The following is a 25,803-nucleotide window of genomic DNA, read 5'->3' as shown; positions in this document are numbered from 1 at the left end:
CCTCCGCCCCGACCGCACGCACCACGCGGCCGGGGCGGAGCCCGCTCACCACTCCCGCGGCGCGATCAGCTCCTCCACGTCGGCGTCCGCGAAACCGTACGCCCGGGCCACGAACCAGAAGTCCCCCGCTATCTCCTCCCGCGCCACGGTCTCGATCTCACTGCCCGCCGCCTCGAACGCGGCCTCCAGCTCGTTGAACTCCTCGGTCGCCGCGTGCGTCAGCGCGTAGAGCGCGGCCAGGTCCCCGGGCCGCTCGGCCTCGATCCGCCCGCACAGCCGCAGAAGGATCTCCCGGCCCCGGTCCAGCACCGCGTCCGGGTAGTAGTCGTCCCGGTACAGCGCCCGCAGGAACACGTGCTCCCGCACCCGCTCGTCGCCGATCCCCATGATCCCCCCGTACTCGCTCGTCCCACTCACGCCCACGATCCTGCCGCACACCACTGACAACGCCCCGGAGCCGCACGATGCCCCGACCCGAACCGCCCTTCGCCCTCCTCCCCGGCGCCGCCGACTCCCCCGTGATCCTGCACGTGCCGCACTCCTCGCGGCGGATACCGGGCGACGTGCGGGCCGGCATCGTGCTGGGCGACGCGGCGCTGGAGCGCGAGCTCGACCACATCACCGACGCGCACACCGCGGAGATCGCCGCGGCGGCCGCCGAGGCGGCGGGGAACGCGCCCTGGCGGTTCGTCAACCGGCTGTCGCGGCTGGTCGTCGACCCGGAGCGGTTCCCGGACGAGCGCGAGGAGATGCTCGCCGCCGGCATGGGCGCGGTCTACACGCGCACCACGCACCGGGAGCCGCTGCGGGACGCGGACGCCGACCCGGAGCCGATGATCGCGCGGTACTTCCGGCCGTACGCGCAGGCCATGACCGACGCGGTGGCCGGGCGGCTGGCCGCCACCGGGCGCGCCGTGATCATCGACGTGCACTCCTACCCCACCGAGCCGCTCCCCTACGAACTGCACGGCGAGGGCCCTCGTCCGCCGGTCTGCCTGGGCACCGACGCCTTCCACACCCCGCCGGAGCTGCTCGCCGCCGCGCGGGAGGCGTTCGCCGGGATCGGGGAGACGGGGCTGGACAGCCCGTTCGCGGGGACGTACGTACCGCTGGAGTACTACGGGAAGGACCCCCGGGTGTCCGCCCTGATGGTGGAGATCCGGCGGGACACCTACATGAGCGAGCCGGGCGGCCCCGCCGGGCCCGGGCTGCCCCGGCTCGCCTCGGCGCTGGCCGCGCTGGTCGGGGCGGTCACCGGCTGACCGGGGAGGGCTCGGGCCGACGGGCTCCGGCCGGTCCGGGCCGATCCGGACCGATCCGGACCGATCCGGGCCGCGAGCCGATCCGGGCGGTCCGGTGCTGATCCGGCTGGAGCACTCCCGCGCGACAGGGGTCCGGCCGGCCGTGAGGGTGGAGGCATGACCGAGGAGACCACCACACTGGCCGCGCAGGCGCCGCCCCCACCGGTACGGGACTGGCCGGCCGTCGACCTGGAGGGGACCGGCTTCGACCCGGTCCTCGCGGACCTCATGCGCGAGGGTCCCCTGACCCGTATCCGGCTGCCGTACGGCGAGGGCTGGGCGTGGCTGGCCACCCGGTACGAGGACGTGCGGGCGATCACCAACGATCCCCGATTCAGTCGCGCAGAGGTGACGAAGCGTCAGGTGACGCGGATGGCACCGCACTTCGCGCCCCGGCCCGGCTCCCTCGCCTTCGCCGACCAGCCCGACCACCAGCGGCTGCGCCGTGCGGTCGCGGGCGCGTTCACGGTCGCCGCGGTCAGGCGGCTGCGGCCCCGGGCGCAGGAACTGCTCGACGCGCTGGTGGACGGCGTCGTACGGGACGGGCCGCCGGCGGATCTGATGGAGCGGGTGCTGGAGCCCTTCCCGCTCGCCGTGGTCAGCGAGGTGATGGGGGTGCCGGCCGCCGACCGGGAGCGGGTGCACTCCTGGACGCGGGAGATCATCTCCACCTCGGGCGGCGCCGAGGCGGCCGACCGGGCCAAGCGGGGGCTGTACGCGTGGATCGCCCGGACGATCCGCGCCCGCGCGGGCGGCGCCGGCGAGGACGTGTACACGCTGCTCGGCGCGGCCGTGGCGCGCGGCGAGGTCGCCGAGGAGGAGGCGGTGGGCCTGGCCGGTCCCCTGCAGATCGGCGGCGAGGCCGTGACGCACAACTGCGGCCAGATCCTGTACCTGCTGCTGACCCGCCCCGAGCTGATGGCGCGGATGCGGGAGCGGCCCGAGGCACGCGGGCCGCTGCTGGAGGAGCTGCTGCGCTACGTCCCGCACCGCAGCTCCGTGGGCATCGCCCGGATCGCCCTGGAGGACGTCGAACTGCACGGCCTGCGCATCCGGGCGGGCGACCCGGTGTACGTCTCCTACCTGGCCTCCAACCGCGACCCGGAGGTCTTCCCCGACCCCGACTTCCCCGACCCCGACCGCGTCTCCAACCCGCATCTGGCCTTCGGCAACGGACCCCACTACTGCACCGGCGCGGCCCTGGCCCGCATGCAGACCGAACTCCTCGTCGCCACCCTCCTGGAGCGGCTGCCCGCCCTGCGCCTCGCCGTGCCGCCGGCCGAGGTGACCTGGCGCCGCGGGACGATGATCCGCGGCCCGCTGACCCTGCCCTGCGACTGGTGAGCCGCCGGCCACGGAGACGTGCCGGTCCGCCGTCCCGGTGGCCCGGCGGCGCGGTACGCCTCCCCGGTCCGGCGCCTGCCGGTCCGCGCCGCGGGGCGGGTCTCAGGCCCGCATCCACTCCGTGACGACGACCTCCCCGCCGGCCCGCAGCCGCAGCGCGAAGGGGCCGGACGGCGGGGCGTCGCCGGTGAAGCGGCCCATCGCGTCGGCGGTGAGGGTCTGCGGCGCGGCCGGCTGCGGTCCGCCGAGGACCTCGATGCGGGCCGGCTGCGGCGGCATCAGCTGCCCCATCAGGCCCTCCGGCGTCACCTCGACGTCGACGGTCAGCTCCTCGGTGCGGAAGGTCAGCATCCGCGGCGCGTCGGTCACGCCGCGGACCGGGATGCCGTCGACCAGCGAGTCGAAGGTCAGCTCGGCGAGGCGGGCGTCGAGGTCGTGCAGCGCGTAGGCCTCGACGGCGATACGGCGCAGGCCGGCCGGCAGCGGGTCGAGGATCGCGGCGGCACGGCGCAGCTCCTCCTCCAGCCCGCCGACGTCGACGTCCTCACCGCCTCCGACGTCGCCGGCGTCGTGCACGCCGCCGATGCCGTCCATGCCGCCGATGTCGTCCATGTCGTTCACGATGCTCCCCGTGCGTCGAGTCGGGCCTTCAGCCGGCGCAGGCAGCGCTGGCGCAGCGGCCCGATGCTGCCGACGGCGATGCCGAGGGCGGCGGACACCTCCTGGTAACTGGGCGGCGGGGAGGCCATCAGGACGCGCAGCAGCTGTCTGCACCGCTCGCCCAGTTCCTCGAACTCCTGCCACAGCCACCTGATGCGCTCGCTCTCGGCCGCCGCCTCCTCGTCGTCCAGCACCGACTGCTCCGGGGTGCGCTCCTCGCTCACCCGGTCCAGCAGCTGGGGGTCGTCCGTGGGCACCGTGCGGCGCAGGCTCCTGAGCACCTTGAGCGACTCGTTGCGTGCCGTGCTCGCCAGCCAGGACCCGGCCTTGTCCGGCTCGCGGATCCGCCCGAGGTGCTGGGCGAAACGGAACCACACGGTCTGGTAGACCTCGTGCGCGTCGGCGTCGGAGAGCCGGTGGGACCGCACGACGGACCACACCAGCGGACTCAGCCCTTCCACCAGCGCCTTCCAGGCCGCCGCGTCACCGTCGACGGCGGACCGGACGAGCGCGCCGACATCTGTACGGTCCACGGCCCCACTCCTCGTGTACGGCCTGTCATCGTACGCCGTGGGAGGGGCCGTCACGGAACTCACGCCCCCGCCGTGAGGGCGACCGGCACCGGCCGCCAGCTCGGCGGGTACAGCGCCGGCACCGGCACTCCGCGCACTTCCGCGAACTCGGCGTGCGCGGCGAGCAGCCGCCGTCCGGCGGCGCGCGGATCGGTCTCCTTGTGGGCCGTCATGCGGGCGGCGACCAGCCCGGCCACCACGGGGGTGGCGAAGGAGGTGCCGCTCCACTGGGCCAGTCCGTCGAACATGACCTGGTCGGGCTTGCCGCCGGCGGGCGCGCCCTGCTCGGTGAGGACACCGGTGTGGCTCGGGTGCCGGCAGGTGCACGCGTAGCCGAAGCCGTAGCGGCAGGCGTCGTAGGTGGAGTGCTGGTAGACGTACGGGACGGGGGTCCGGAAGCCGGTGAGGGCACTGGTGAGGCGCTCGCCGGGGGCGTAGACGCGCACCCAGGGGCCGTGGTTGGAGAAGCAGGCGCCGAACTCGCCGTCGCCGCGCAGCGCCCCGACCGACAGCACGCAGTGGGCGTACGCGGGCAGTGAGGCGTAGGCGGCGGGCCAGAAGGGCGTCGCGCTGGCGTTGTTGCCGGCGGCGGCGACCAGCAGGGTGCGCTGCGTGCGCAGTTCGCGCATGAAGGCGTCGAGGCCGAGCAGTCCGTCGGTGCGGCCGTTGGAGGTGCCGGCGGAGAGGCTGAGGACGTCGGGCCAGCCGTGCCGGTCGACGGCCTCGAACAGCTTGCCGCCGAACTCGGACTCCAGGACGGCGCCGGCGTCGCCGAGGGTGCCGAGCACGGTGACGTCGGTGTTGGGCGCGACGCAGGCGATGATGCCGGCGATGAACGTGCCGTGGCCGACGTACTGCTGGAGCAGGCCGTTCTCGTCGGTCTCGGCGACCGCCGGGTCGCCGGTGGTGTGGGCGAGCGCGGGGAAGGAGCGGTGGTCGTGCATCAGGCCGGTGTCGACGACGAGCACGCCGACCGCGGTGTCCGGGTCGTGGAACCCCTCGGCGGGGGCCGGGTTGGGGGTCTCGGTGCGCGGCGCGGGGACGGGCTCGTCGCCGGGGCAGGCGTTGACGGCGATGTGCACGACGTGGTTGCGGCTGACCAGGCGCCGTCCCGTCCGGCCCTCGTGCCGCCGCACGGCCCGCAGCGCGTGGGCGACGGCCGGGTCGCCCTCCGGTCCGCCCTGGCCCGGGTCGCCGACTCTGATACGGGTGACGCCGGTGCGGTTGGTCTCGGGGCTCGCCCGGCGCACCTGGTCCGGGGTCAGGTCCGGGGCCTCGGTGAAGTACGCCCGGACGGCGTCCTCGACCACGCGGGCGTCCTCGCCGTCGCGGACCAGGACGACGCCCTTCTCGTAGAGGAACTCGGCGGAGTCGTCCGGGCCCATCGCCAGGGGGACGTCGGGCATCGAGCGCTGGATGTGGTGGAACTGCTCCTGGAATCGCTGTGGCGCCATCACACGTCCTCCGGATGGGCGAGGGTCGACAACTAGAGTCGGGGTCTCGGTGATTGATACAGAGCCGAACTGGTGTCGTGCGGTTCCGCGGCCCTAACATCCGAGGGGTGACAGCGGGAGACGACTCGGTTCTCGGACTGCTGCCGATGGTGTTCGCCGCTCCGAAGGAAGCGCTGGCCGGGGCCCAGCGGGTGCTCGGCGGCGATCCGCCGCCGCTGCACGCCTCGGTCGCCCATCAGGTGATCGGCATCTGGCAGCGGGACTGGGGCGACATGCGCATCGCCCTCCGTCACCTGCGCCGCGCCCGCGATCTCGCCGCCCGCGCCGAGTCCGCCGAGCGGGAGGCCGACGTGCTCGGCACGCTCGGGGTGGCGCTGGTGCACGCCGGCCGCACCCGGCAGGGGCTCGCGGCGTTCGAGCGGGGCGTGCGGAGCGGGCCGCGGCACACCCGCGCACGCGTGCTGTACCGGCGGGCCTACGTCTGGTGGGTGCTCGGCCGTCACCGGGAGGCGCTGGAGGACGTACGCCGGGCGATCCCCGTGCTGCGGCAGGCGGACGACGTGATCTGGACGGCACGGGCGCTGACGCTGCGGGCCACGGTGCACCTGGCCCTGGGCGCGGTGGACCGGGCGGACGCGGACTTCACGGCGGCCGAGGCGCTCTGGGACACCACCGGGCAGGAGCACGACAAGGCGGACGCGGTGGAGAGCCGGGGCCTGGCGGCGTTCCGGTCGGGCGACATCCCGGCGGCGCTGCGGCTGCTGGACGAGGCCGAGGAACGCTACGCCAAGCTGGGCACGCCGACGTTCATGCTGAACATCCGGCGCTGCGAGGTGCTGATGGCGGCCGGCCTGGCCCCGGAGGCGCTGGCCGAGGCGGACGCGGCGATCGGGGTGCTGGACCGGATCGGCGGTCAGTCGACGCGCAAGGCGGAGCTGCTGCTGGTCGCGGCCCGGGCGGCACGGCTGGCGGGCGACCCGCACACGGCGATCGCCCGCGCGGCGCTCGCGGTGCGGCTGTTCGGGGCGCAGCGGCGCACCTGGTGGGAGGCGCACGCCCGGCTGGTGCTGATCGAGGCGCGGGTGGCCACGGGCCGCCGCTCGGGGCGGCTGGTCGCGGACGCGGCGGCGGTGGCGGAGCGGCTGGCGTCCTTCGGCGCCCCGGCCGCCCCGGAGGCGTCGCTGCTCGCCGGCCGGATCGCGCTCGCGCTGCGGTGGACGCAGGACGCCGAGCGGCATCTGGCGGTCGCCGCGCGCAGCCGGCACAGCGGGCCGCCGCTGGCGCGGCTGACGGGCTGGGCGGCGCAGGCGCTGCGGGCGCGGGCGGCCGGTTCGGCGCGGGGCGTGCTGGAGGCGTGCCGGCGCGGACTGGACGTGCTCGACGACCACCGGATGACGCTGGGGGCGTCCGAGCTGCGGGCGCGCGCCACCGAGCAGGGCGCGGAGCTGGCCGCGCTCGCGCAGCAGGCGTCGCTCGCGGCCGGGCAGCCGCGGCGGCTGCTGGTGTGGAGCGAGCGCTGGCGGGCGACCGCGCTGTCCGCACCGCCCACCCGGCCGCCGGCCGATCCGCAGCTGCTGGGCCATCTGACCGCCTTCCGGGAGATCGCGGCCCGCGCGGAGGCCGCCCGGATGGAGGGGCGGCCGGTGCCGGCGCTGGAGCGGGAGCAGCGGCGGCTGGAGCGGGAGATCCGGTCGCGGACCCTGCACATGCGCGGCGACGCGCCCGGCGACGGGCACCGGTTCGACGTGGGCCGGCTGCTGGCGCGGCTCGGCGACTCGCGGCTGGTGGAGCTGGCCGTGGTGGACGGGCGGGTGCATGTGCTGCTGTGCGCCGAGGGGCGGGTGCGGCGGTTCGAGGCGGGGCGGCTCGCGGAGGCGGAGGCCGAGGCCGAGTTCGTGCAGGCGGGGCTGCGGCGGCTGGCGCATCCGGGCGCCGAGGGCCGACTGCCGCTGGTGGAGCTGGCGGGGCTGCGGTTGGAGGCGCTGCTGCTGGGCCCCGCCGCCGCGCACCTCGGGTCGGGCCCGGTCGTCGTGGTGCCGCCGGGCCGGCTGCACCGGGTGCCGTGGGCGCTGCTGCCGTCGCTGCGGGACCGGGTGCTGAGCGTGTCGCCGTCGGCGAACAGCTGGCTGCGCGCGCGGGAGACGGAGCCTCCGCCGGGGGGCCGGCAGGTCCTGGTGCGCGGGCCCGGGCTGGCGACGGGCGGCGCCGAGGTGCCGGAGGTCGCCGGCCGGTACGGCACGCCGACCGTCCTGGAGCACGACGAGGCGCGGGTCCCGCGGGTGCTGGAGGAGCTGGACGGGGCCGCGCTCGCGCACATCGCCGCGCACGGCACGTTCCGCGCGGACAGCCCGCTGTTCTCGGCGCTGCGGATGGCCGACGGGCCGCTGATCGTGCACGACTTCGAGCGGCTGGACCGCAGCCCGTACCGGATCATCCTGTCCAGCTGCGACACGGCCCGTCTCGCCGCGGTCGGCGCCGACGAGCTGCTGGGCCTGGTCACCGCGCTGCTGCCGCTGGGCACGGCCGGTGTGCTGGCGAGCAGCGCGCCGGTGAACGACGCGGCCGTGGTCCCGCTGATGCTCGCCCTGCACAAGGGCCTGAGCGCCGGTCTGTCGCTGGCCGAGGCACTGCGCGACGCCCGGGCCTCGCTGCCCGGCGACACGGTGCATCGGGCGACGGGGTGGGCGTTCACGGCGTTCGGCGCGGCCTGAACCGGGCGCGGAGCGGGAACGGCCTGAACCGGCGCGAGGCGGGCGCGGGCCCGGAGCGGCCCGAACCGGGGCGGACCGGTGACGGGCGCGAACGACCTCAACGAGGCCGGGAGCGGGCGCGGTCCGAGCCGGGCCGGGGCGCGAGTGGCCCGCACCAGCCGGGCGCGGTCCGAGCCGGGCCGGGGCGCGAGTGGCCCGCACCAGCCGGGCGCGGTCCGAGCCGGGCCGGGGCGCGAGTGGCCCGCACCAGGCGACGCCCGCACCAGGCCGGGACCAGGCGTGGCTCGGACCAGGCTCGGATCGGGAACGGCCTGCACCGCGGGCGGCGGCCCGGACGGGGCCGGGAGCCGGCGCGGTCCGGACCGGGACCGGACCCGGTCGTGGTTCAGGCAGGTCGTGTGTCGGGGAACTCCACCAGCCAGGGCAGGGAGGCCCGGTCGCCTGCGCCGAGGCGGGCGTAGGCGCTGTAGAGGTGGTTGCCGACGGTGCGGATGGACAGGGTCAGCCGCTCGGCGATCTGCCGGTTGCTCAGGCCCGCGGCGGCGAGGGTGACGATCTGCCGCTGGCGGGCGGTGAGTTCGCCGAGGACCAGTCCCGACAGGGCGGGCGTGCGGGCGGACTGGCAGCGCCGGGCCAGGGCGGCGGCGCGGGCGCGGGAGATGCCGGCGGCGCGCGGGTCGCGGTGGGCGCGCACCGCCTGGGCGTACGCCTCGGCGGCGAACAGCAGCAGGCCGCGCCGCTCCAGGTGTTCGGCGGCGCGGTCGAGGGCGGGCCCGTCACGGCGGGCCAGCGCGTCGGCGTGCTCGGCGAGGACCCCGTCCAGCGGGCCCGCGGCCCGGTGCGGCGCGCCGAGGCGTACGGCGTCGTACGCGCTGTCGTCGTCCACGGCCGCCAGCGCCGCGTCGAGGTCGCCGCGTACGGCGGCCTCCCACACGGCCGCCGCGCCCCGGTCGCGACGGCCGGCCAGGGCCTCCCTGGCGGTGGCGGCGTCGCCGGACTGGGCGGTGGCCAGGGCCAGTTCATCGGCGCAGGCCGGGTCGCGCGGTGCGGTGGCCAGCCCCAGCCGTGCCCAGGCCGCCGCCTCCCTCAGCTGCCCGCGCAGCCGCGCGAAGCGGGCGCGCACCGCCGCGTACTCCGCGGGCAGCGGGGCGCCCTCGTCCGCTGCCCACTCCCCCGCCGGCGCGGGCAGGGGCCGTACGTCGGCCCGGTCCACGCGCGCGGCCAGCGCGGCGCGTTCGGCCTCCAGCGCGGCGGCGTACCGCTCCCGCGGGCCCGCCAGCCGCCGGGCCCGCAGCCTTCCGGCCACCGCCCGCAGCGCCGGGCCGTACAGGGGGTGGGCGAGCCGGGCGAGGCCGTGGTCGTCGACGTGGACGAGGCGGTCGTACTCGAGCTGTTCCAGGGCCCTCATGTCGAGCCGGTCGACGGGCAGCGGGAGCGGTTCGGCGAAGGCGAGCCGGTCGAGGGTCTCGCGTTCGGCCGCGTCGGGGCGGTCCAGGACCGGCGCGGTGCGCTCGCGCACGGTCGCGGTGAGAGGCAGCGGGCCACGCCAGGCCCGCTCGCCGGTGCCGACGACGGGGGCGAACTGCCCGCCCGCGCGCAACGCGCCGAGCAGTTCGCGCAGCAGCCGCAGATCGCCCTGGACCAGACGGTGCAGCCGCTTCTCCGTGAGCGGCTCCAGGGGCGTGCCCGCGCCCGCGGCGAGGAGCCGGGCGGTTCCGGCGGCGGGCAGGGGCTCAAGGACGAGCCGGGGCAGCAGCTCGCGGGTCCACAGCCGGGTGACCGCGCCGGGAGCGGGGACGCCGTCCGTGGCGGCGACGAGCAGGCGGGTGCGCCCGTGGAGGGCGAGCTGGTGGACCAGGGCGGCCGAGGAGTCGTCCAGCAGGTGCGCGTCGTCCACCACCAACTGCCGTACGCCGGACAGCAGCCGGAGAGCGCCGGGCAGGGTGACGTGCTCGGGCAGCACATGGGCGAAGGCGGCGAAGGGAAGGCTCCGGGTCTCGGGCGTGCCGGCGGCCCGGACGCAGTCGGCGCCGCGGACGGCCTCGTCGACCAGCCGCGTCTTGCCGCAGCCGGCGGGCCCGGTGACCACGATGCCGCCCCGCCCGGCGGACAACGCGCGGCGGACCAGCTCCAGTTCGTCCTCCCGGCCGGTGAACGGCCAGGGCGCATCGAGGGTCCTGGTGCCCGGTGCGCAGGTCGTCGGGTCAGCAGTCGTCACGTCAACAGGAGTCGGGCTGCTCACCCCTGATACACGCGGACTTGAGTAGCCCTCGACTCAGGCGGCCCCGGGTCGGCCGACGGCAGGCTGTGGGCATGCCCGGTCGCTACTGCTCCCTCGCGCCGGCGGCGGCCCGCGCCGTCGTCCCGGGGCTGACCGCCGAGCGGATCGGCGCGCCGGGACGACGGCGGCACCTTCGGCAGCGCCGCCGTCAGGGCCCGGCTCGTCAAGGGCCGCCGCTACTTCGTCCGTGTCCGCCCGTACTCCTCCTGGGGTCCGGGCGAGACCGCGGTGATGTGCTGGTGACGGCACCGCCCGCACCCCACGGACGGCTGGACCGCCATCCGGCACCGGGGGAGCGGCCGGGGACGTCGTCTTCTGGGGGAGGACGACGTCCCCGGCCACGCCATGTGCCCGCCGGGTCTGCCCGGCGGGCACGGGGGTACTCCTGAGACGGACGCGGCCCGCGACCGGGGTCGCACCGGAAGGAGGCCTCTGTCATGGGCTTTGCGCACCGGCCGCCGGCCGGCGACGCCCGCCGGGACACCGCCCTGCTGGTCGCGGGCGGTTACGGAGCGGTGGTGCTGGGAGTCGCCGCCTGGGTCGGCATCCTGCGCGCGACCGGGGAGGCCGGGCTCGCCGGGGTGTGGCTGATCGCGGTGACGCTGCCGGTGTCGGTTCCGCTGCTGGCGGTTCCGGTCCCGCAGGGCGCGTACGTCCCGCTGCTGGCCGCCGGGGGCCTGGCACAGGCCTGGGTGCTGTGGCGGGTGCTGCGGGGGCGGCGGGGGCGGCGGACGGGCTGATCCCGGCCCACGGGCCCGGCCCTCACGAGCCCGGCCTCGAAGACCGCTCGGGCCCGCGAGGCCGGGCTCAGCCCCGTGGGCAGCACTCACTCCGGCGAGTCCCGCTCCCGCGCGCCGGGCCGGCCAGGGCGTCCGCCGTGCCCTCCGGGACGCCCGCACCGCCGGACGCCCGCCCTCCCGGGCGATCCCGGTGCGGGACTCGGACCAGTGGGCCGGCCCACTCCGGCGAGTCCCGCTCCCGCGCCGGGCCGGCCAGCGCCTCCACCGCCTCCCGGACCGCCCACACCGCCGGGCGGTCGCGATGCGGGGCCGGCCGGCGCGGACACGGACGGGGCGAGGTGCGTCACGTCGACGTGGCACACACCGGGGCGGGGGAAGAACCGCCGGGCCGCCGGGGGCAGGAGACACACGCCCTCGCCCCGCACCGCGAGCAGCAGCCCTTCCAGGTCCGGGACGACGGGGCCGTAGCGCGCTGCTCCGCGGCGAGGTCCCGCCGCACACCCACGCCGGCTGACGCGGCCGGAGCGGGAGGCCAGGGCGGGTCACTGTCCTTCGGGGCTGAGGTCGAGGCGGCGCAGGAGTTGCGCGTTGAGGGCGACGACGATGGTGGACGCGGACATGAGCAGCGCCCCGACGGCCGGGCCCAGGACGACGCCCGCCCAGGCGAGCGCGCCGGCGGCGAGCGGCAGGGTGAGGAGGTTGTAGCCCGCCGCCCAGGCCAGGTTCTGGATCATCTTGCGGTAGGAGGCGCGGGACAGGGCGATGACGGCGGCGACGCCCCGTACGTCGGAGGAGGCGAGGACGACGCCGGCCGACTCGATGGCGACGTCGGTGCCGGCGCCGATGGCGATGCCGACGTCCGCCCGGGCGAGGGCGGGGGCGTCGTTGACGCCGTCCCCGACCATGGCGACCGTGAAGCCGCGCTGCTGCAGGCCGGCGACGGCCGAGTCCTTGTCGGCGGGCAGCACCTCGGCGAACACCTCGTCCACGCCGGGCCGGAAGCCGAGCGCGGCGGCCACCCGGTCGGCGACGGCCTGCGCGTCGCCGGTGATCATGACGATCCGCAGACCGCGGTCCCGGAGCCGCGCGAGGAGCGGACGGGCCTCGTCGCGGACGGCGTCCTCGAGCGCGAACGCGGCCAGCGCCCGCGGGTGTTCCTGGTCGCCGAGGTCCAGCAGGTGCAGTACGGCGGCGCCGTCGGCCTCCCAGCGAAAGGTGGCGGCGAGGACGTCGTCGGGGATGTGCGCGCCGGTCTCGCGCAGCAGCCCCGGGCCGCCGACCGCGTAGAGCCGGCCGTCGACCACGGCCTGGACGCCCCGGCCGGCCAGCGGGCGGAAGGCGGTGGCCGCGGCGGGCGCTGCGGCGGCGGCCATGACGGCGCGGGCCAGCGGGTGTTCGCTGTCGGCCTCGACACCGGCCGCGATCGCGAGCACCCGCTCCTCGGGCAGCCCGGCCCCGGCCGCCGTGACCCGGCCGGTCAGCACGGGGGCGCCCTTGGTGAGGGTGCCGGTCTTGTCGAAGAGGACCGTGTCCACGGTCCGCATTCGTTCGAGGGCGAGGCGGTCCTTGACGAGGATGCCCGCCCGCGCGGCGATGGCCGTGGACAGGGCGACGACCAGCGGGATCGCCAGGCCCAGGGCGTGTGGGCAGGCGATGACCAGGACGGTGACCGTGCGGACGACGGCCTCCTCGGTCGAGCCGGCCGCCCACCATGCGGCGAAGGTGACGACGGCGGTGACGGAGGCGACGTAGAACAGCGCGCCCGCGAACCGGTCGGCCAGCACCTGGGCACGGCCCTTGGACCGCTGGGCGGCGGCGACGAGCCGGGTGATGCCGGCCAGCGCGGTGTTCTCGCCGACCGCCTCGACCCGCACCCGCAGCACCGAGTCGGTGGCGACGGTCCCGGCGACGACCCGGTCCCCCACGGACCGGGCGACCGGACGCGACTCCCCGGTGATCATGGATTCGTCGACCTCGGCACGGCCCTCGACGACCGTGCCGTCCGCCGGCACCCGGCCGCCGGGCCGCACCAGGACCTCGTCGCCGACGTCCAGCGCGGACACGGACACCTGGTGCGTGCCGCCGGGACCGATCAGCTCGGCGGTGTCCGGCAGGAGCGCGGCGAGCGCGGACAGCGCGCCCTGCGCCTGGCCGATGGCCTTGGTCTCCTGCCAGTGACCGAGCAGCATGATGGTGACGAGCGTCGCCAGCTCCCACCAGAAGTCGAGGTCGAACAGGCCGAGGGTGGTGGCCAGCGACGCCGTGTAGGCGACGACGACGGCCATGGAGATGAGCAGCATCATCCCCGGCGCCCGGCCGCGGATCTCGGCCACCGCGCCCGTCAGGAAGGGCAGCCCGCCGTGGAGGAAGACGGCGGTGCCGAGCACGGGCCCGACCAGGTCGGTGTCGGGCAGGGTGAGTTCGTAACCGAACCACTCCTGGAACATGGGGCTCGCCGCCACCAGGGGCAGCGCCAGAACCAGACAGACCCAGAAGCGCCGGCGGAAGACCTCCGGGTCGTGATGCCCGGCGTGCGCGTCGTGCTCGGGGTGCGGTGCGCCGTGGTGGTGCGCGTCGTGCTCCGCGCGCGGTGCGCCGTGGTCCTGGTGCGCGTCGTGCTCCGCGTGCCGCGCGCCGTGGTGATGGTGCGTGTGCGCCTGCCCGGCTCCCCTGCCCTCGGTCATGGGGCCAACTCCTCGCGTGGTACCGACTCCTGCCGGGCTCACGCTAGGAGCGGGCCGCCGCCGGGCCGGGCACTGCGCGCGCACGGTGGTTTCCCGAGGATGCACGGCGATACGGCGCCGGGGACGACGAAGGCCGCCCTCCCGTCTCCGGAAGAACGGCCTGCGACCTGCGATGAAGCTGGTCGGGACGACAGGATTTGAACCTGCGACCCCTTGACCCCCAGTCAAGTGCGCTACCAAGCTGCGCCACGTCCCGTCGCCGACCCGCGGTTTCCCGCGTGATCGTGCTGGCCAACCCTACCGCATGCGTGAGGGCGCTTTAATGGGAGGCACCGCGAACGGGAGGGGACGACGATGAGGCGCGTGTACGTGGGACTGGGGGCGGCCGTCGTACTGGCGGGGGCCGGCCTGTACTGGTTCAAGCCGTGGACGCTCTGGGTGGACGAGACGGTGCGGGAGGCGCTGCCGTCGGCGAGCGCTCCGGCGGCCTCGCCGAGCGCGCCCGGCACGGCCGAGCCCGGTGCGACGACGTCCGGCACCCCGGAGCCGGAGCCCACGGGTCCGGTCACCGTGGCGCGCGGCGAGCTGATCAGCCATGAGCACGAGACGTCCGGCGAGGTGAGCCTGCTGCGGCTGGCCGACGGCTCCCATGTGCTGCGGCTGTCGGACCTCGACACCAGCAACGGACCCGATCTGCGGGTGTGGCTGACGGACGCGCCGGTGAAGGAGGGCAGGGCGGGCTGGCACGTCTTCGACGACGGCTCGTACAAGGAGCTGGGCCGGCTCAAGGGCAACAAGGGCGACCAGAACTACGCGGTCCCGGCCGACGTGGACCCGGCCGCGTTCACCAGCATGAGCATCTGGTGCGACCGCTTCAACGTGTCGTTCGGGGCGGCGGAGCTGACCCGCGCCGAGGCCTGACCCGGCCGGGGGCGACGGGCGGCAGGGCTCCGGCGGGGCGCCACGGCGGCCGGGGCACTGCGCTGCCGAGGGATGACGGACCGGCACGTCACCCTCGCAGCACCGCCGCACCGCCGCACCGCCGGCGGCCCTCGCGGTGCGCCCCGCCCGATCCGCGGCCGCCCGCCGGCCCGAGATCCGGGTGGTCTTGCCGGATTGACACCTTTCGGGGCGGGTTCGAGGGTGGGCGGGAGGTTCCGTCGCCGTCCGCAGAGGGGCTGCCGTGGTGAGTGATGCCGCCGCCGGGACGATCGGGGTCGCCGTCGTGGGCTTCGGCTGGATGGGCCGGGTGCACAGCCGGGCGTACGCCCGCCTTCCGCACCACTACCCCCGGCTGCCCCTGAAGGTCCGGCTGGTGGCGGTCGCCGACGAGGCGCCGGGCCGGGCCGAGGAGGCCGCCGCGCAGTTCGGGTTCGCCTCGGCGGTGCGCGACTGGCGCGAGGTGGCCACCGACCCCGAGGTGCGGGCGGTCAGCGTCACCGCCCCGAACTTCCTGCACCGGGAGATCGGCGTCGCGATGGCCGAGGCCGGCAAGCACCTGTGGATCGAGAAACCGGTGGGCCTCACGGCCGGTGACGCCCGCACGGTCGCCGACGCGGTCGCGCGGGCGGGGGTGCAGGGCGCGGTCGGCTTCAACTACCGCAACGCGCCCGCGGTGGAGGCCGCGCGGGAGCTGATCGCGTCGGGCGCCATCGGGGCGGTCACGCACGTCCGCATCCGGCTGTTCAGCGACTACGCGGCGCATCCCGAGGCCGCGCTGACCTGGCGGTACGAGCGGGAGCGGGGCGGCAGCGGGGTACTGGGCGACCTCGCCTCGCACGGCGTGGACCTGGCCCGCTTCCTGGTGGGCGAGATCACGTCCGTGGCCGCCGACACGGCGGTCTTCGTCCCCGAGCGGATCCGCCCGGCGGGCGTCACCCTCGGCCACGAGCGAGCCGCGGGCGACGGGCCGGGCAGCATGACGGGCCCGGTGGAGAACGAGGACTACGTCGGCTGCCTGCTGCGCTTCGCCTCCGGCGCCCGGGGCGTCCTGGAGGCGTGCCGGGTCTCGGTCGGCGAGCAGAACGCCTACGGCTTCGAGGTGCACGGCGCCCGCGGCGCGGTCCTCTGGGACTTCCGGCGGATGAACGAGCTGTCCGTCAGCCGCGGCACGTCCTACCAGGACCAGCCGGTCGGCACGGTCCACGTCGGCCCGGGGCACGGGGAGTTCGCGGCCTTCCAGCCGGGCGCCGCCAACGCGATGGGCTACGACGACCTCAAGGTCGTGGAGGCATACCGCTTCCTGCGCTCGATCGCCGAGTCCACTCCGTACGGGGCGACGCTCCCGGACGCCGTGCGCGCGGCGGTCGTACTGGAGGCGATGGCGCGCTCGGCACGAAGCGGCGCGTGGGTCGACGTACCGGACGGCCGGGCGGGGTGCGAGTGAGGCCGGGACGCGTACCCGAGCAGCACGTGTGAGGGACAGCGACGCGCGCCCCGGCCTCTCCCAGTCCGCAATCTGGCACATGGGCGGCCGGCATGCCCGCCGGGTGCGTCCGGCCGGGGCACGGGTGCGTCCGGCCGGGCAGGAGGGCTTCAGGGGGCCGACAGGACCAGGCGGCGGGCGAAGTTGCGGTAGCCGAGCCGTTCGAAGGCGGCGGCCATCGGCCGGTTCGGCAGGTCGGTGTCGGCGCGGACGAGGCGGGCTCCCTCCTCCTGGGCGAGGAAGCGGGTGATCTCCGCGAGGAGGTCGTCCACGTAACCGTGGCCCCGGTGCCCGGGCAGCACCCCCAGATAGCCGACGACGTGCGCGGTCGGGCTGCTGGAGGGCAGGGCGAAGCCGACGGTGCGACCGTCGGGGGTCTCGGCGATCCGCCACCAGGAGCGGTCGCCGGACATGTCGTCCCGGTAGAAGGCGACGTCGGCACGGGCCTGCGCCTCGGCGCCGAGCCGCTCGGCCTCCGCGCGCGAGCCGGCGTCGAGGGTGCCCTCGAGCACCCGGCGGAACAGATCGACGAAGACCTCGTCGTCCGGCTCGGCCCGGAACCGCAGCCGCCGCGACGGCTCGGGCACCCCGCGGTCGGCCGTCCACTCGTAGCGCAGCCGCTCCAGCTCGGCGCTGAGGCCCACCCGCCGGGCCGCCTCCCGGCGCCAGGCCAGCTCGGCGACCGCGTCCGGCCGGTCCCGCCAGTCGGCGGGCAGCAGGACGTGGTAGTCGGGCGGCACGCCCTGCCCGGCTTCGGCGAACACCGCCTGACCGGCGGCGAGCAGCCGAGCGGCGACGTCCACGCGGTCACCGCCGACGTCGGGATCGACGTGGAGCGAGTCGAGCGCACCGGGCCGCCCGGCCCCCACGGGACCCCACCACAGGGCGATGGCGCACGGCCGCCCCTCGTCCTGCGCGACCCAGGCCCACTGCGCTCGGTAGTCGCCGCGGGCGAGCCCGGCCAGGAAGTCGTCGGCCCCGACCCAGACGCCGACCTGCCCGTCGGGCAGCAGCGGACGGACCTGCTCGGGATCGAGACCGGACTCGGCGAGGCTGCGGAAGATCAAGAGGGCTCCGGGTGCGGGGAGGGACGGTCGGTCGGCGGCGAGGGCGCCGGCGACAGCGTTCCACACCGGGCGCCTGGAGCGACACGCATTTCTTGAGCGGCCTTGCTTCGGGCGCCCTCGGTCAGGCGCCGCAGGAGCGCAGGAACCGCCGGGTGCGCACGGCGATCGGGAAGGGCTTGTCCGGCTCGCACGGGTACATGTCCTGCTCGACGATCGCGAACAGCTCGACGCCGAGCCGTTGTGCGGCCGTCAGGACGGGACCCAGCTCCGGGATGCCGGACGGCGGTTCGCACATCACCCCGCGCTGCACGGCCGGCCCGAAGGGTACGCCTCCGGCCACCACGTCGGCCAGGATCTCCGGGTCGACCTGCTTGAGGTGCAGATAGCCGATGCGCTCGCCGTAGGTCTCGATCAGCTTGACGCTGTCGCCGCCGCAGTAGGCGTAGTGACCGGTGTCCAGGCAGAGGCCGACCAGGTCGGCGTCGGTCGAGTCGAGGAAGCGTTCGACGTGGGCCTCGGTGTCGATGTGGGTGTCGGCGTGCGGGTGGACGACGATGTCGAGGCCGTACGTCTCCTTCACGCGGCGCGCGAGGCGTTCCGTGCCCCGCGTCAGGTGGTCCCACTGCTCGCCGGTCAGCTCCGGCGGTTCGAGGATCTCGGCGGTCCTGTCGTCGCGCCAGAAGGACGGGATGACGACGAGGTGACCTGCGCCCATGGCCCGGGTGAGCGCGGCGACGCGGCTGACGTGGTCCCAGGTGGCGTCCCAGACGGCGGGGCCGCGGTGCAGGCCGGTGAAGACCGTGCCGGCGGAGACCCGCAGGCCGCGCCGGCCGACCTCGTCGGCGAGCCGGGCCGGGTCGGTCGGCAGATAGCCGTAGGGGCCCAGCTCGATCCAGGAGTAGCCGGCCTCGGCCACCTCGTCGAGGAACCGCTGCCAGGGCACCTGGCGGGGGTCGTCGGGGAACCACACGCCCCAGGAGTCGGGCGCCGAGCCGATCCTGATGCGGTCCAGGACGGGGGCGGGGGCGTCTGCCATGTCGGGGTCCCTTCGTCGGTCTGCGTGGCCGGTCTGCGTCGCGGCGTCCGCGGCGGAGACCGGCCGGAGGGCGGTGCCGGCTCGGCGCCCGGTGACCCAATTCCTCCTGGCCGGCCGCCTCGCCGCGGGCGGCGCTCTCGACTCCATCCTGCCCCGGATACGGCGCGCCGAAGTGGTCGCCGGTGCCGCCGGCCCTACCGGCGTCTCCCCCACCGCCGTCGCCGGGACGCCGCTCACCCGGCCGGGTGTGCCGGGAAGGGCGGGGTCTCAGTGCGCCTCGTCCAGCCGGGTCCGCTGTTCCGGCGTGAGCTCCAGGTCCACGGCGGCGAGGTTCTCCTCCAGTTGCGCCACCGACGACGCCCCCGCGAGCGGAACGATCGGCAGCGGGCCGCCCGACTGCCAGGCCAGCACGACCTGGTTGACGGTCGCGCCGGTCTCCCGCGCGACCTCGCGCAGCACGGCCAGGCGGGCCGGGGTGCCGGGGTGGTCGTAGTCGGCGGGCAGCGGCTTGTCCTCGCGTACGTACGCCCCGGCGAGCAGCGGCGAGTAGGCGACCAGGGTGAGCGCGGGCTCGGCCCGCAGATAGCCGAGGAGTTCGGGGCCGGCGTGACCGAGGCTGCCGTCGGGGAAGAGGTCGCTGGGCATGTCGGTGCGCGGGCGCAGATGGCTGTGCTGGTACTGGAGCACCTCGTAGCCGGGCAGTCCGGCCGCGGCGGCCAGGGCGCGGGCCCGCTCGACCCGCCAGATCGCCTGGTTGCTGACGCCGAGCAGCCCGACCGTGCCCTCCGCGACGAGGGCGGCGAATCCCTCGACGGTCTCCTGCTGCGGCACGGTGGGGTCGTCGATGTGCGCGTAGAGCAGGTCGAGCTTCTCCACGCCGAGGCGTTCACGGCTGCGTTCGGCGGACTCCCGGATCACGCGGGCCGACAGGCCCTCCGGGTTGTCGGTGTAGCCGGTTCCGGGGGCGAGCGGCCGGGCGCCGAGCTTGGTGGCGATGACGACCTCGTCCCCGATGCCCCGGCTGCGCCGCCACCGGCCGAGCAGTTCCTCGCTCTGCCCGCCCTGGCCGCCGTCGACCCAGAAGGCGTAGTTGTCCGAGGTGTCGATGAAGTTGCCACCGGCCTCGACATAGCGGTCCAGTACGGCGAAGGAGGTCCGCTCGTCGGTCACCGAGCCGAAGAGCATGGCGCCCAGCGCGAGCACGCTGACCTCGCGGCGGTGGTGCGGATCCGTGCCGATGGTGCGGTACTTCATGGGTTTCCCTCCGGTGCGTGCCCGCCCGCGCGGACTGCGGGCTCGGGGTGCGGGCCGACGTGCTCGCGGATGCTGCGGGCACGCACCGGAGTCTTCATTCTGGAGCGCACTCCAAGTCAAGCGGGTCGGGTGCGCGGGCTCGGCGCGGCCCGGCGTGCGCGACCGGCGCGGCCGGGCTTCACAGCCCGATCGTGCCCGGTCCCGCGCCCCGCGTGACGGTGTCCTTGACGGTGCGGGGGTCGTCGACCGTGTAGTCGTAGTAGTCGGCCGGGTTCTCGACGCTGCCGCCGACGACCGGCTCGCCGACCTCCTCGCCGGTGAAGAGGTTGTTGCGCTCGACGATGCTGCCGTCCGGCCCCGAGTAGCTGTTGGTCATGGGCTCCTCGACCTCCTCGAAGTGGTTGCCCTCGATGAAGCAGCCGGAGTCCGCGTTGCAGGCCGGACCGGTGTCGCTGTTGTCGAAGAAGTAGTTGTTGTAGATGTGCACCGGGTCGCCGAACCGGGTGCGCGGATTGCGCTGCGGGGTGCGGTCGTACCAGTTGTGGTGGTACGTGACCTTCAACCGGCCGGTGTCCTGGGCGCCGTTGCTGTCGGAGTGGCCCAGCAGCATGTTCTTGGTGTGGTGGTGGGTGTGGTTCCAGGAGACGGTGATGTAGCTGGAGCCGCGCTTGATGTCGATGAGGCCGTCGTAGCCGGCGGACAGGTCGTTGTGGTCGATCCAGATGTGGTGGGAGAACATCTGGACGTTGATCGAGTCGTCGCTGGCGTTGCGGAACGTCAGGTTGCGGATGATGACGTTGTGCACGGCGTTGGCCGGGGGCGTGGTCACGTCGCTCACCGGAAGGCCGATGTTCAGACCGCCGCCGGAGATCCCGGAGGTGGCGCCGACGCCGACGATGGTCTTGTCGGAGGTCACGTCGTACATGCCGGCCGGGAGCTGGATCATGCCGTTGACGCGGACGATCCTCGGTCCGTCGGCGCGGATGGCGGCGATGAGGTCGGCCGCGGTGGACACGGTGACGGTGGGGCCGCCCGCGCCGCCCGTGGTGCCGTTCTGTCCCCAGGCGTTGACGCTCGCGAAGCCCGTGGGGGCGGACTCCGCGAGGACGGCGGAGGGCGCGGCGTCGGGCGCGGCGGGGGCGGTGGGAGCGGCGGCCGTGACGGCGAGGGTGGCGAGGGCCGCGAGGAAGAGGGTGCCTTTGCGGTTCATGTCGGTCTCCTGGATCTCAGGCGATCTTGCCGACGCCGACGCCGGCCGGGACGATGCTGGGGATGCTCGCGGCGGGGTCGGGGGTGTAGCCGTAGTACGTCCGGGGCTCCACGACCGTGCCGAGGGTCTGCGGCTGCCCGCAGTTGACGTACACGTTCCCGCGCTCCACGACCCGGCCGGGCCCGCTGTCGTCGTAGCCGGAGTAGATCGGGTGGGCGACGTTCTCGAAGTAGTTGGCCTCGACCAGCACGCCCGCGTCCTCGGTCGACGCCACTCCGTACAGCCGGTTGTTCCGGTAGAGGTTGTTGTAGACGTGCACGGGCTCGGCGAACCTGACGCGCGGGTGGCGCTGGTCGGTGCCGTCGAAGAAGTTGTGGTGGTACGTCACCCGGAGCTTGCCCCGGTCGGCGGTGTAACTGTCGTTGTGGCCGAGCAGGCAGGTCTTGCTGTGGTCGTGGAAGTGGTTCCAGGACACGGTGACGTAGTCCGACTCCCGCTTGATGTCGAGCAGTCCGTCGTAGCCGAGCGAGAAGTCGCAGTGGTCGATCCAGACGTGGTGCGCGCGGTTGGTGACGCTGATCGAGTCGTCCGAGGCGTCGGTGAACCGGATGTTGCGGATGATCACGTTGTTTCCGGGCCGGGTGGTCGTGCCCAGCTGGAGCCCGCCGCCGGTGATCTCCGCGGTGGACCCCACGCCGAGTATCGACTTGTCGGCGACGACGGTGATCATTCCGTCGAACGCGATGCGCCCTTGGATCAGCAGCACGTACGGGGAGTTCCGGCCGGCGTAGTCGCGCAGTTGTGCGGCGGTGGTGACGGTGACCGTGGGCCCGGCGACGCCGCCGGTGGTGCCGGTGAGGCCGAGCGCGCCGACGCCGGCGAACCCGTCGGCCGACTGCGCGGCGAGGGCTGCGAGGCGGGCGGGGTCGGCAGGGGCGACGGCGCGGGCGGGGGCGGCGCCGGTGGCGAGGAGGGCGGCGGACGCTGCGGTGGCGGCGGTGCCGGCGAGCAGGCCGCGCCGGGAGATGCCGGGGCCGTGAGGGTTGTGGGGCATGTGGGGGAGGTGGGGGGTGTGGGGGGAGTCGGTCATGATTCAGGCGCTCCTCGGAGGCTGTTCTCAGATGCGGCCGACGCCGACGCCGGCCGGGACGATGGTGGGGATGCTCGACACCGGGTCGAGGGTGTAGCCGTAGTAGGTCCGCGGCTCCACGACCGCGCCGAGGGTCTGCGGCTGCCCGCAGTTGACGTACGCGTTCCCGCGCTCCACGACCCGGCCGGGCCCGCTCGCGTCGTAGCCGGAGTAGATCGGGTGCGCGACGTTCTCGAAGTAGTTGCCCTCGACCAGCACGCCCGCGTCCTCGGTCGACGCCACCCCGTACAGCCGGTTGTTCCGGAAGTAGTTGTTGTAGACGTGCACGGGCTCCGCGAACCGCACGCGGGGATGGCGCTGGTCGGTGCCGTCGAAGAAGTTGTGGTGGAAGGTGACCCGCAGAGTGCCGCGGTCCTGGCTGCCGTTGGCGTCCGAGTGGCCGATCAGCATCGTCTTGCTGTGGTCGTGGAAGTGGTTCCACGACACGGTGACGTAGTCCGCGCCGCGCACGATGTCGATCAGGCCGTCCGCGCCCGAGCTGAACTCGCAGTGGTCGATCCAGATGTGGTGCGAGGACTGCTGGATGCTGATGGAGTCGTCCTCGGCGTCGGTGAAGCGCAGGTTGCGGATGATGACGTTGTGGCGGCGGTAGAGGTCCAGGCCGCCTCCGGTGATCTCCGCGTCGTCGCCCAGACCGATGATGGTCTTGTTGGAGCGGACGCCCTGTTTGCTGGTGATGCGCATGGTGCCCGAGACCTGGATGACGTACGGCTCGTTGCGGTCGCAGTAGTCCAGGAAGGCGTCGGCGTCGGTGACGGTGACGACCGGGGCGCCGGCGCCGCCGGTGGTGCCGGTGAGGCCGAGCGCGCCGACGCCGGCGAACCCGTCGGCGGTCTGTGCGGCGAGGGCGGCGGTGCGCGACGCCGGTCGGGTGGCGGCGCGGGCGGGGGCGGCGCCGGTGGCGAGGAGGGCGGCGGACGCCGCGGTGCCGGCGAGCAGGCCGCGCCGGGAGATGCGGTGGGCGTGGCGGGTGTCGGGGACGTGGGGCCGGTGGGGGGTGTCGGTCATGATCCGGGCTCCTCAGATCTTCCCGACGCCGGCGCCGGCCGGGACGACGGTCGGGACCTCGGCCGCGCGGTGCGGCGTGTACGAGTAGTAGGTCCGCGGCTCGACGACCGAACCCCGCGTCTCGATGGCGTGGTTGCAGTCGACGAGAACGTTGTCACGCTGGACCAGTCGGCCCAGATCGCCGCTGAAGTCCACGCGGGCGGGGTTGTTGACGCTGTAGAAGTAGTTGCCTTCCAGCACCACCCCCGCGTCCATGGCCGAGGCGACGCCGTAACTGTTGTCCCGGTAGTAGTTGTTGTAGACGTGCACGGGCTCGGCGAACCGGACGCGCGGGTTGCGCTGATCGGAGGCGTCGAAATAGTTGTGGTGGTACGTGACCCTCAGTCGGCCCCGGTCCTGGGCCGCGTTGTCGTCGTCGTGACCGAGCAGCAGGGTCTTGTCGTGGTCGTGAAAGCGGTTCCACGACACGGTGACGAAATCCGAGCCGCGCTTGATGTCGACGGCGCCGTCGTCGCCGTTGGAGAAGTCGTTGTGGTCGATCCAGATGTGGTGGGAGAACATCTGGATATTGATCAGGTCGTCCGTGGCTCCGTCGATCGACAGATTGCGGATGATGATGTTGTGCACGGCGTTGGCGGGCGGCGAGGTGACCCGGTCGTCCACCGGGAGGCCGATGGTGAGCCCGCCGCCGGTGAGCCGTGCGTCGGCGCCCAGACCGATGACGGTCTTGTCGGAGGCCACGGGGTGCATGCCGTCGGAGGTGCCGACGGGCAGCGTGATGGTGCCGCTGACCTGCACGATCAGAGGTTCCGGGCGGGAGATGTAGTCCAGGAACCGGGCGGCGGTCGTGGCGGTGACGACCGCTCCGCCGGCACCGCCCGTGGTGCCGTTCTGCCCGAGGGCGCCGACCCCGGCGAACCCGTCCGCCACGGCGAGGGCGCCGGGCGCGGGCCCGGCGGCCGCGACCGGGGCGGGCCCGGCCCCGAGCAGCGCGCCGGCCAGTGCGGCGACGGCGGCGAACGCGGTGGCGGCGCGCCGGACGGGCCTTCTGCGGGATAACCGCGGTGGGGATGACGGGATGAGTGCCATGAATGCCCCTTTCGCTGTTTCGCGATGGATGCGCCTCATTACACGGCAAGCGCTTTCCATGGAAAGTAGGTTCATTGTCCGGACCACGTCAATCAGCGGGACGTGACAAAAGCTCAACAAATACACTCAGAAACAAACACGAAATACGGCGTTTCAGGGCCTCCGAGCCCCCGCCCGATCAACCGAGCACAGGCGCGATCCGGCCACCGGCCGTCGCGGCACGGGCGCCGGTTCGGGTAGCGTGCCGGCCATGTCGAGCCCCGAGTCGGACAGGGCGGGGGCTTTCGGTCACGCGCCGTCAGCCCCCTGAGCCACTGAAGTTTCGGCGTTGCCGCCCCGCCGTGTCGCGGGGCCGCGCAAGTGCGCCCGCGGGGCCGACCGCGGTGACGAGACGCCCTTCCCGCGTTTCTCCTCGCCCCGGAGCCACTCGATGCCTCTCCCGCTGTACCTGCTCGCCATGGCCGTCTTCGCCATGGGCACCTCGGAGTTCATGCTCGCCGGCCTCCTGCCGGACATCGCCTCGGATCTCGACGTCACGGTCGGCACGGCAGGCATGCTCACCCCGGCCTTCGCGCTCGGCATGATCGTCGGCGCACCCTTGGCAGCCGCGCTCGCCCGCGGCTGGCCCAGGCGCACCGGCCTGCTCGGATTCGTCGTCACGTTCGCGGCGGCGCACGCCGTGGGCGCCCTCACCACGAGCTTCCCCGTGCTGTTCGCCGCCCGGATCGTCGCCGCGCTCGCCAACGCCGGGTTCCTCGCCGTCGCCCTGACGGCGGCCGCCGCACTGGTCCCGCCCGACAGGAAGGGGCGCGCGCTGGCCGTACTGCTGTCCGGCACGACGGCGGCCACCATCGCCGGTGTCCCCGGCGGCTCGGTCCTCGGCACGCTGCTCGGCTGGCGGGCCACGTTCTGGGTGGTCGCCGCCCTCTGCCTGCCCGCGGCGCTCGGCATCCTGAAGGGGATCGCGGCCGGATCGGCCCAGGAGGGGACGACCACAGGACCGACCTTGCGGGCGGAGCTCGCCCGGCTCGCCGGCCCGAGACTGCTCCAGGTCATGGCGCTCGGCGCGCTGGTGAACGCGGCGACGTTCGCGAGCTTCACCTTCCTGGCCCCCGTCGTGACCGACGACGCCGGGCTGGACGAGTGGTGGATCTCCGTCGTCCTGGTCCTCTTCGGCGCCGGATCCCTCACCGGCGTCACCGTCGCCGGCCGGCTGTCCGACCGGCGTCCCGGTCCGGTGATCGCGGCCGGCGGCCCGCTCCTGCTCGCCGGCTGGCCCGCCCTGGCACTGCTGGCCGACGCACCGCCGGCCCTGTTCACCCTGGTGTTCGTACAGGGCGCGCTGTCGTTCGCGCTCGGCAGCACCCTGATCACACGGGTCCTCTACGAGGCGGCGGGCGCACCCACCATGGCAGGCTCGTACGCGACGGCGGCACTCAACGTCGGCGCCGCCGTCGGCCCCCTCGTCGCCGCGTCCACGCTCGACACTCCGGCCGGGAGCCTCGGTCCCCTGTGGGCGAGCGGCGCCCTCGTCGCCGCGGCGCTGCTCGTCGCGGTGCCCTTCCGCGCGGTGCTCACGACGACGGGGCGAGGGGCCGAGGAGACGCTCATGTGACGCCGGTCGTCGCAGCCCTGGGCACCGGCGCCTCGCAGGCAGTGCCGTATCCGTTCCTCCTGCGGCGCACCGCGTCCACGCCCGGCCCCGCGTCGTCCGCGGGGCCGGGCAGGTGCGCGACGGCGGTGGCGGGACAGGGGAGGCCGTGATCCGCCCCGCACCGGCCGCTCAGCCGATGCGGATCGGACCGGACCGGACCCAG

Annotated in this window: 20 protein-coding genes and 1 tRNA gene; 7 read left to right on the top strand and 14 right to left on the bottom strand. The window is 74.8% G+C overall.

Going from position 1 to position 25,803, the window contains the following annotated elements; all coding sequences use genetic code 11:
- Positions 1 to 45 precede the first annotated feature (45 nt).
- Entirely contained in the window at positions 46 to 387 is a 342-nt protein-coding gene (locus tag ABZY13_RS16380; protein ID WP_356631222.1) for a DUF5713 family protein, read from the bottom strand.
- Positions 388 to 464: 77 nt separating this feature from the next.
- On the opposite strand from ABZY13_RS16380, the gene ABZY13_RS16375 reads away from it, so the two are divergent.
- Together ABZY13_RS16375 and ABZY13_RS16370 are read left to right on the top strand one after the other, a co-directional pair.
- Positions 465 to 1,262: an N-formylglutamate amidohydrolase gene (locus ABZY13_RS16375; protein ID WP_356631134.1), complete on the top strand. Its 798-nt coding sequence runs from the start codon at positions 465 to 467 to the stop codon at positions 1,260 to 1,262.
- Between the two features lie 156 nt (positions 1,263 to 1,418).
- Positions 1,419 to 2,645, top strand: a complete 1,227-nt coding sequence (locus ABZY13_RS16370) for a cytochrome P450 (RefSeq protein WP_356631132.1) — start codon at positions 1,419 to 1,421, stop codon at positions 2,643 to 2,645.
- A gap of 102 nt (positions 2,646 to 2,747) precedes the next feature.
- On the opposite strand, the gene ABZY13_RS16365 is transcribed toward ABZY13_RS16370, so the two are convergent.
- The 3 genes from ABZY13_RS16365 to ABZY13_RS16355 are packed head-to-tail and all read right to left on the bottom strand — an operon-like array spanning position 2,748 to position 5,331.
- Positions 2,748 to 3,239 carry a hypothetical protein gene (locus tag ABZY13_RS16365; RefSeq protein WP_356631220.1) on the bottom strand — a complete coding sequence of 164 codons (492 nt, stop codon included), beginning with the start codon at positions 3,237 to 3,239 and terminating at the stop codon, positions 2,748 to 2,750.
- 23 nt (positions 3,240 to 3,262) lie between these two features.
- Positions 3,263 to 3,838 carry a sigma-70 family RNA polymerase sigma factor gene (locus tag ABZY13_RS16360; protein WP_356631130.1) on the bottom strand — a complete coding sequence of 192 codons (576 nt, stop codon included), beginning with the start codon at positions 3,836 to 3,838 and terminating at the stop codon, positions 3,263 to 3,265.
- A gap of 59 nt (positions 3,839 to 3,897) precedes the next feature.
- Positions 3,898 to 5,331 carry a S8/S53 family peptidase gene (locus tag ABZY13_RS16355; RefSeq protein WP_356631128.1) on the bottom strand — a complete coding sequence of 478 codons (1,434 nt, stop codon included), beginning with the start codon at positions 5,329 to 5,331 and terminating at the stop codon, positions 3,898 to 3,900.
- A gap of 146 nt (positions 5,332 to 5,477) precedes the next feature.
- On the opposite strand from ABZY13_RS16355, the gene ABZY13_RS16350 reads away from it, so the two are divergent.
- A complete protein-coding gene (locus tag ABZY13_RS16350) occupies positions 5,478 to 8,042 on the top strand; it encodes a CHAT domain-containing tetratricopeptide repeat protein (protein ID WP_356631218.1) in 2,565 nt (854 codons plus the stop codon).
- Between the two features lie 385 nt (positions 8,043 to 8,427).
- On the opposite strand, the gene ABZY13_RS16345 is transcribed toward ABZY13_RS16350, so the two are convergent.
- Complete coding sequence (locus ABZY13_RS16345) at positions 8,428 to 10,260, bottom strand: LuxR family transcriptional regulator (RefSeq protein WP_356631126.1); 1,833 nt, start codon at positions 10,258 to 10,260, stop codon at positions 8,428 to 8,430.
- Between the two features lie 500 nt (positions 10,261 to 10,760).
- On the opposite strand from ABZY13_RS16345, the gene ABZY13_RS16340 reads away from it, so the two are divergent.
- Positions 10,761 to 11,063, top strand: a complete 303-nt coding sequence (locus ABZY13_RS16340) for a hypothetical protein (RefSeq protein ID WP_356631124.1) — start codon at positions 10,761 to 10,763, stop codon at positions 11,061 to 11,063.
- A 542-nt stretch (positions 11,064 to 11,605) separates the two neighbouring features.
- Here the strand turns inward: ABZY13_RS16340 and ABZY13_RS16335 are convergent.
- Together ABZY13_RS16335 and ABZY13_RS16330 are read right to left on the bottom strand one after the other, a co-directional pair.
- On the bottom strand, positions 11,606 to 13,747 hold the full coding sequence (locus ABZY13_RS16335; RefSeq protein ID WP_356631122.1) for a copper-translocating P-type ATPase: 2,142 nt from the start codon (positions 13,745 to 13,747) through the stop codon (positions 11,606 to 11,608).
- Positions 13,748 to 13,926: 179 nt separating this feature from the next.
- A tRNA-Pro gene (locus ABZY13_RS16330) sits at positions 13,927 to 14,003 on the bottom strand.
- Between the two features lie 98 nt (positions 14,004 to 14,101).
- Here ABZY13_RS16330 and ABZY13_RS16325 point away from each other — a divergent pair.
- On the top strand, positions 14,102 to 14,668 hold the full coding sequence (locus ABZY13_RS16325) for a DM13 domain-containing protein (RefSeq protein ID WP_356631120.1): 567 nt from the start codon (positions 14,102 to 14,104) through the stop codon (positions 14,666 to 14,668).
- A 265-nt stretch (positions 14,669 to 14,933) separates the two neighbouring features.
- Positions 14,934 to 16,133, top strand: coding sequence for a Gfo/Idh/MocA family oxidoreductase (locus ABZY13_RS16320; protein WP_356631118.1), 1,200 nt, complete (start codon positions 14,934 to 14,936; stop codon positions 16,131 to 16,133).
- Between the two features lie 149 nt (positions 16,134 to 16,282).
- Here ABZY13_RS16320 and ABZY13_RS16315 read toward each other — a convergent pair whose 3' ends face one another.
- From ABZY13_RS16315 to ABZY13_RS16285, 7 genes are all read right to left on the bottom strand, one after another.
- Positions 16,283 to 17,239, bottom strand: a complete 957-nt coding sequence (locus ABZY13_RS16315) for a GNAT family N-acetyltransferase (protein ID WP_356631116.1) — start codon at positions 17,237 to 17,239, stop codon at positions 16,283 to 16,285.
- A 121-nt stretch (positions 17,240 to 17,360) separates the two neighbouring features.
- The gene (locus tag ABZY13_RS16310) at positions 17,361 to 18,275 is read right to left on the bottom strand and encodes a sugar phosphate isomerase/epimerase (RefSeq protein ID WP_356631114.1); all 915 of its coding nucleotides are present in this window, start codon (positions 18,273 to 18,275) and stop codon (positions 17,361 to 17,363) included.
- Between the two features lie 267 nt (positions 18,276 to 18,542).
- Positions 18,543 to 19,529 (bottom strand): aldo/keto reductase, encoded by a 987-nt coding sequence (locus ABZY13_RS16305; RefSeq protein WP_356631112.1) that lies wholly within the window; start codon positions 19,527 to 19,529, stop codon positions 18,543 to 18,545.
- 178 nt (positions 19,530 to 19,707) lie between these two features.
- Positions 19,708 to 20,739 (bottom strand): pectate lyase, encoded by a 1,032-nt coding sequence (locus ABZY13_RS16300; RefSeq protein WP_356631109.1) that lies wholly within the window; start codon positions 20,737 to 20,739, stop codon positions 19,708 to 19,710.
- A 16-nt stretch (positions 20,740 to 20,755) separates the two neighbouring features.
- Entirely contained in the window at positions 20,756 to 21,829 is a 1,074-nt protein-coding gene (locus tag ABZY13_RS16295; protein WP_356631107.1) for a right-handed parallel beta-helix repeat-containing protein, read from the bottom strand.
- Positions 21,830 to 21,856: 27 nt separating this feature from the next.
- The gene (locus tag ABZY13_RS16290) at positions 21,857 to 22,897 is read right to left on the bottom strand and encodes a right-handed parallel beta-helix repeat-containing protein (protein ID WP_356631105.1); all 1,041 of its coding nucleotides are present in this window, start codon (positions 22,895 to 22,897) and stop codon (positions 21,857 to 21,859) included.
- Positions 22,898 to 22,909: 12 nt separating this feature from the next.
- Complete coding sequence (locus ABZY13_RS16285) at positions 22,910 to 23,986, bottom strand: pectate lyase (protein ID WP_356631103.1); 1,077 nt, start codon at positions 23,984 to 23,986, stop codon at positions 22,910 to 22,912.
- A gap of 430 nt (positions 23,987 to 24,416) precedes the next feature.
- On the opposite strand from ABZY13_RS16285, the gene ABZY13_RS16280 reads away from it, so the two are divergent.
- On the top strand, positions 24,417 to 25,601 hold the full coding sequence (locus ABZY13_RS16280; protein WP_356631101.1) for a Cmx/CmrA family chloramphenicol efflux MFS transporter: 1,185 nt from the start codon (positions 24,417 to 24,419) through the stop codon (positions 25,599 to 25,601).
- The last annotated feature ends 202 nt before the right edge of the window (positions 25,602 to 25,803 follow it).

This window comes from Streptomyces sp. NPDC006610, assembly GCF_040611575.1.
Lineage (GTDB): Bacteria > Actinomycetota > Actinomycetes > Streptomycetales > Streptomycetaceae > Streptomyces.
Note: the sequence above shows the minus strand (reverse complement) of the source record. Positions and strands in the feature narration are given on the sequence as shown.

Bases quoted from the DNA above. Each gene is read 5' to 3' on its own strand.
- ABZY13_RS16305 (WP_356631112.1), bottom strand. From the start codon at position 19,529: ATGAAGTACCGCACCATCGGCACGGATCCGCACCACCGCCGCGAGGTC.
- ABZY13_RS16375 (WP_356631134.1), top strand. From the start codon at position 465: ATGCCCCGACCCGAACCGCCCTTCGCCCTCCTCCCCGGCGCCGCCGAC.
- ABZY13_RS16300 (WP_356631109.1), bottom strand. From the start codon at position 20,739: ATGAACCGCAAAGGCACCCTCTTCCTCGCGGCCCTCGCCACCCTCGCC.
- ABZY13_RS16280 (WP_356631101.1), top strand. From the start codon at position 24,417: ATGCCTCTCCCGCTGTACCTGCTCGCCATGGCCGTCTTCGCCATGGGC.
- ABZY13_RS16325 (WP_356631120.1), top strand. From the start codon at position 14,102: ATGAGGCGCGTGTACGTGGGACTGGGGGCGGCCGTCGTACTGGCGGGG.
- ABZY13_RS16340 (WP_356631124.1), top strand. From the start codon at position 10,761: ATGGGCTTTGCGCACCGGCCGCCGGCCGGCGACGCCCGCCGGGACACC.
- ABZY13_RS16355 (WP_356631128.1), bottom strand. From the start codon at position 5,331: ATGGCGCCACAGCGATTCCAGGAGCAGTTCCACCACATCCAGCGCTCG.
- ABZY13_RS16350 (WP_356631218.1), top strand. From the start codon at position 5,478: ATGGTGTTCGCCGCTCCGAAGGAAGCGCTGGCCGGGGCCCAGCGGGTG.
- ABZY13_RS16310 (WP_356631114.1), bottom strand. From the start codon at position 18,275: ATGGCAGACGCCCCCGCCCCCGTCCTGGACCGCATCAGGATCGGCTCG.
- ABZY13_RS16295 (WP_356631107.1), bottom strand. From the start codon at position 21,829: ATGACCGACTCCCCCCACACCCCCCACCTCCCCCACATGCCCCACAAC.
- ABZY13_RS16380 (WP_356631222.1), bottom strand. From the start codon at position 387: ATGGGGATCGGCGACGAGCGGGTGCGGGAGCACGTGTTCCTGCGGGCG.
- ABZY13_RS16290 (WP_356631105.1), bottom strand. From the start codon at position 22,897: ATGACCGACACCCCCCACCGGCCCCACGTCCCCGACACCCGCCACGCC.
- ABZY13_RS16335 (WP_356631122.1), bottom strand. From the start codon at position 13,747: ATGACCGAGGGCAGGGGAGCCGGGCAGGCGCACACGCACCATCACCAC.
- ABZY13_RS16370 (WP_356631132.1), top strand. From the start codon at position 1,419: ATGACCGAGGAGACCACCACACTGGCCGCGCAGGCGCCGCCCCCACCG.
- ABZY13_RS16285 (WP_356631103.1), bottom strand. From the start codon at position 23,986: ATGGCACTCATCCCGTCATCCCCACCGCGGTTATCCCGCAGAAGGCCC.
- ABZY13_RS16365 (WP_356631220.1), bottom strand. From the start codon at position 3,239: ATGGACGGCATCGGCGGCGTGCACGACGCCGGCGACGTCGGAGGCGGT.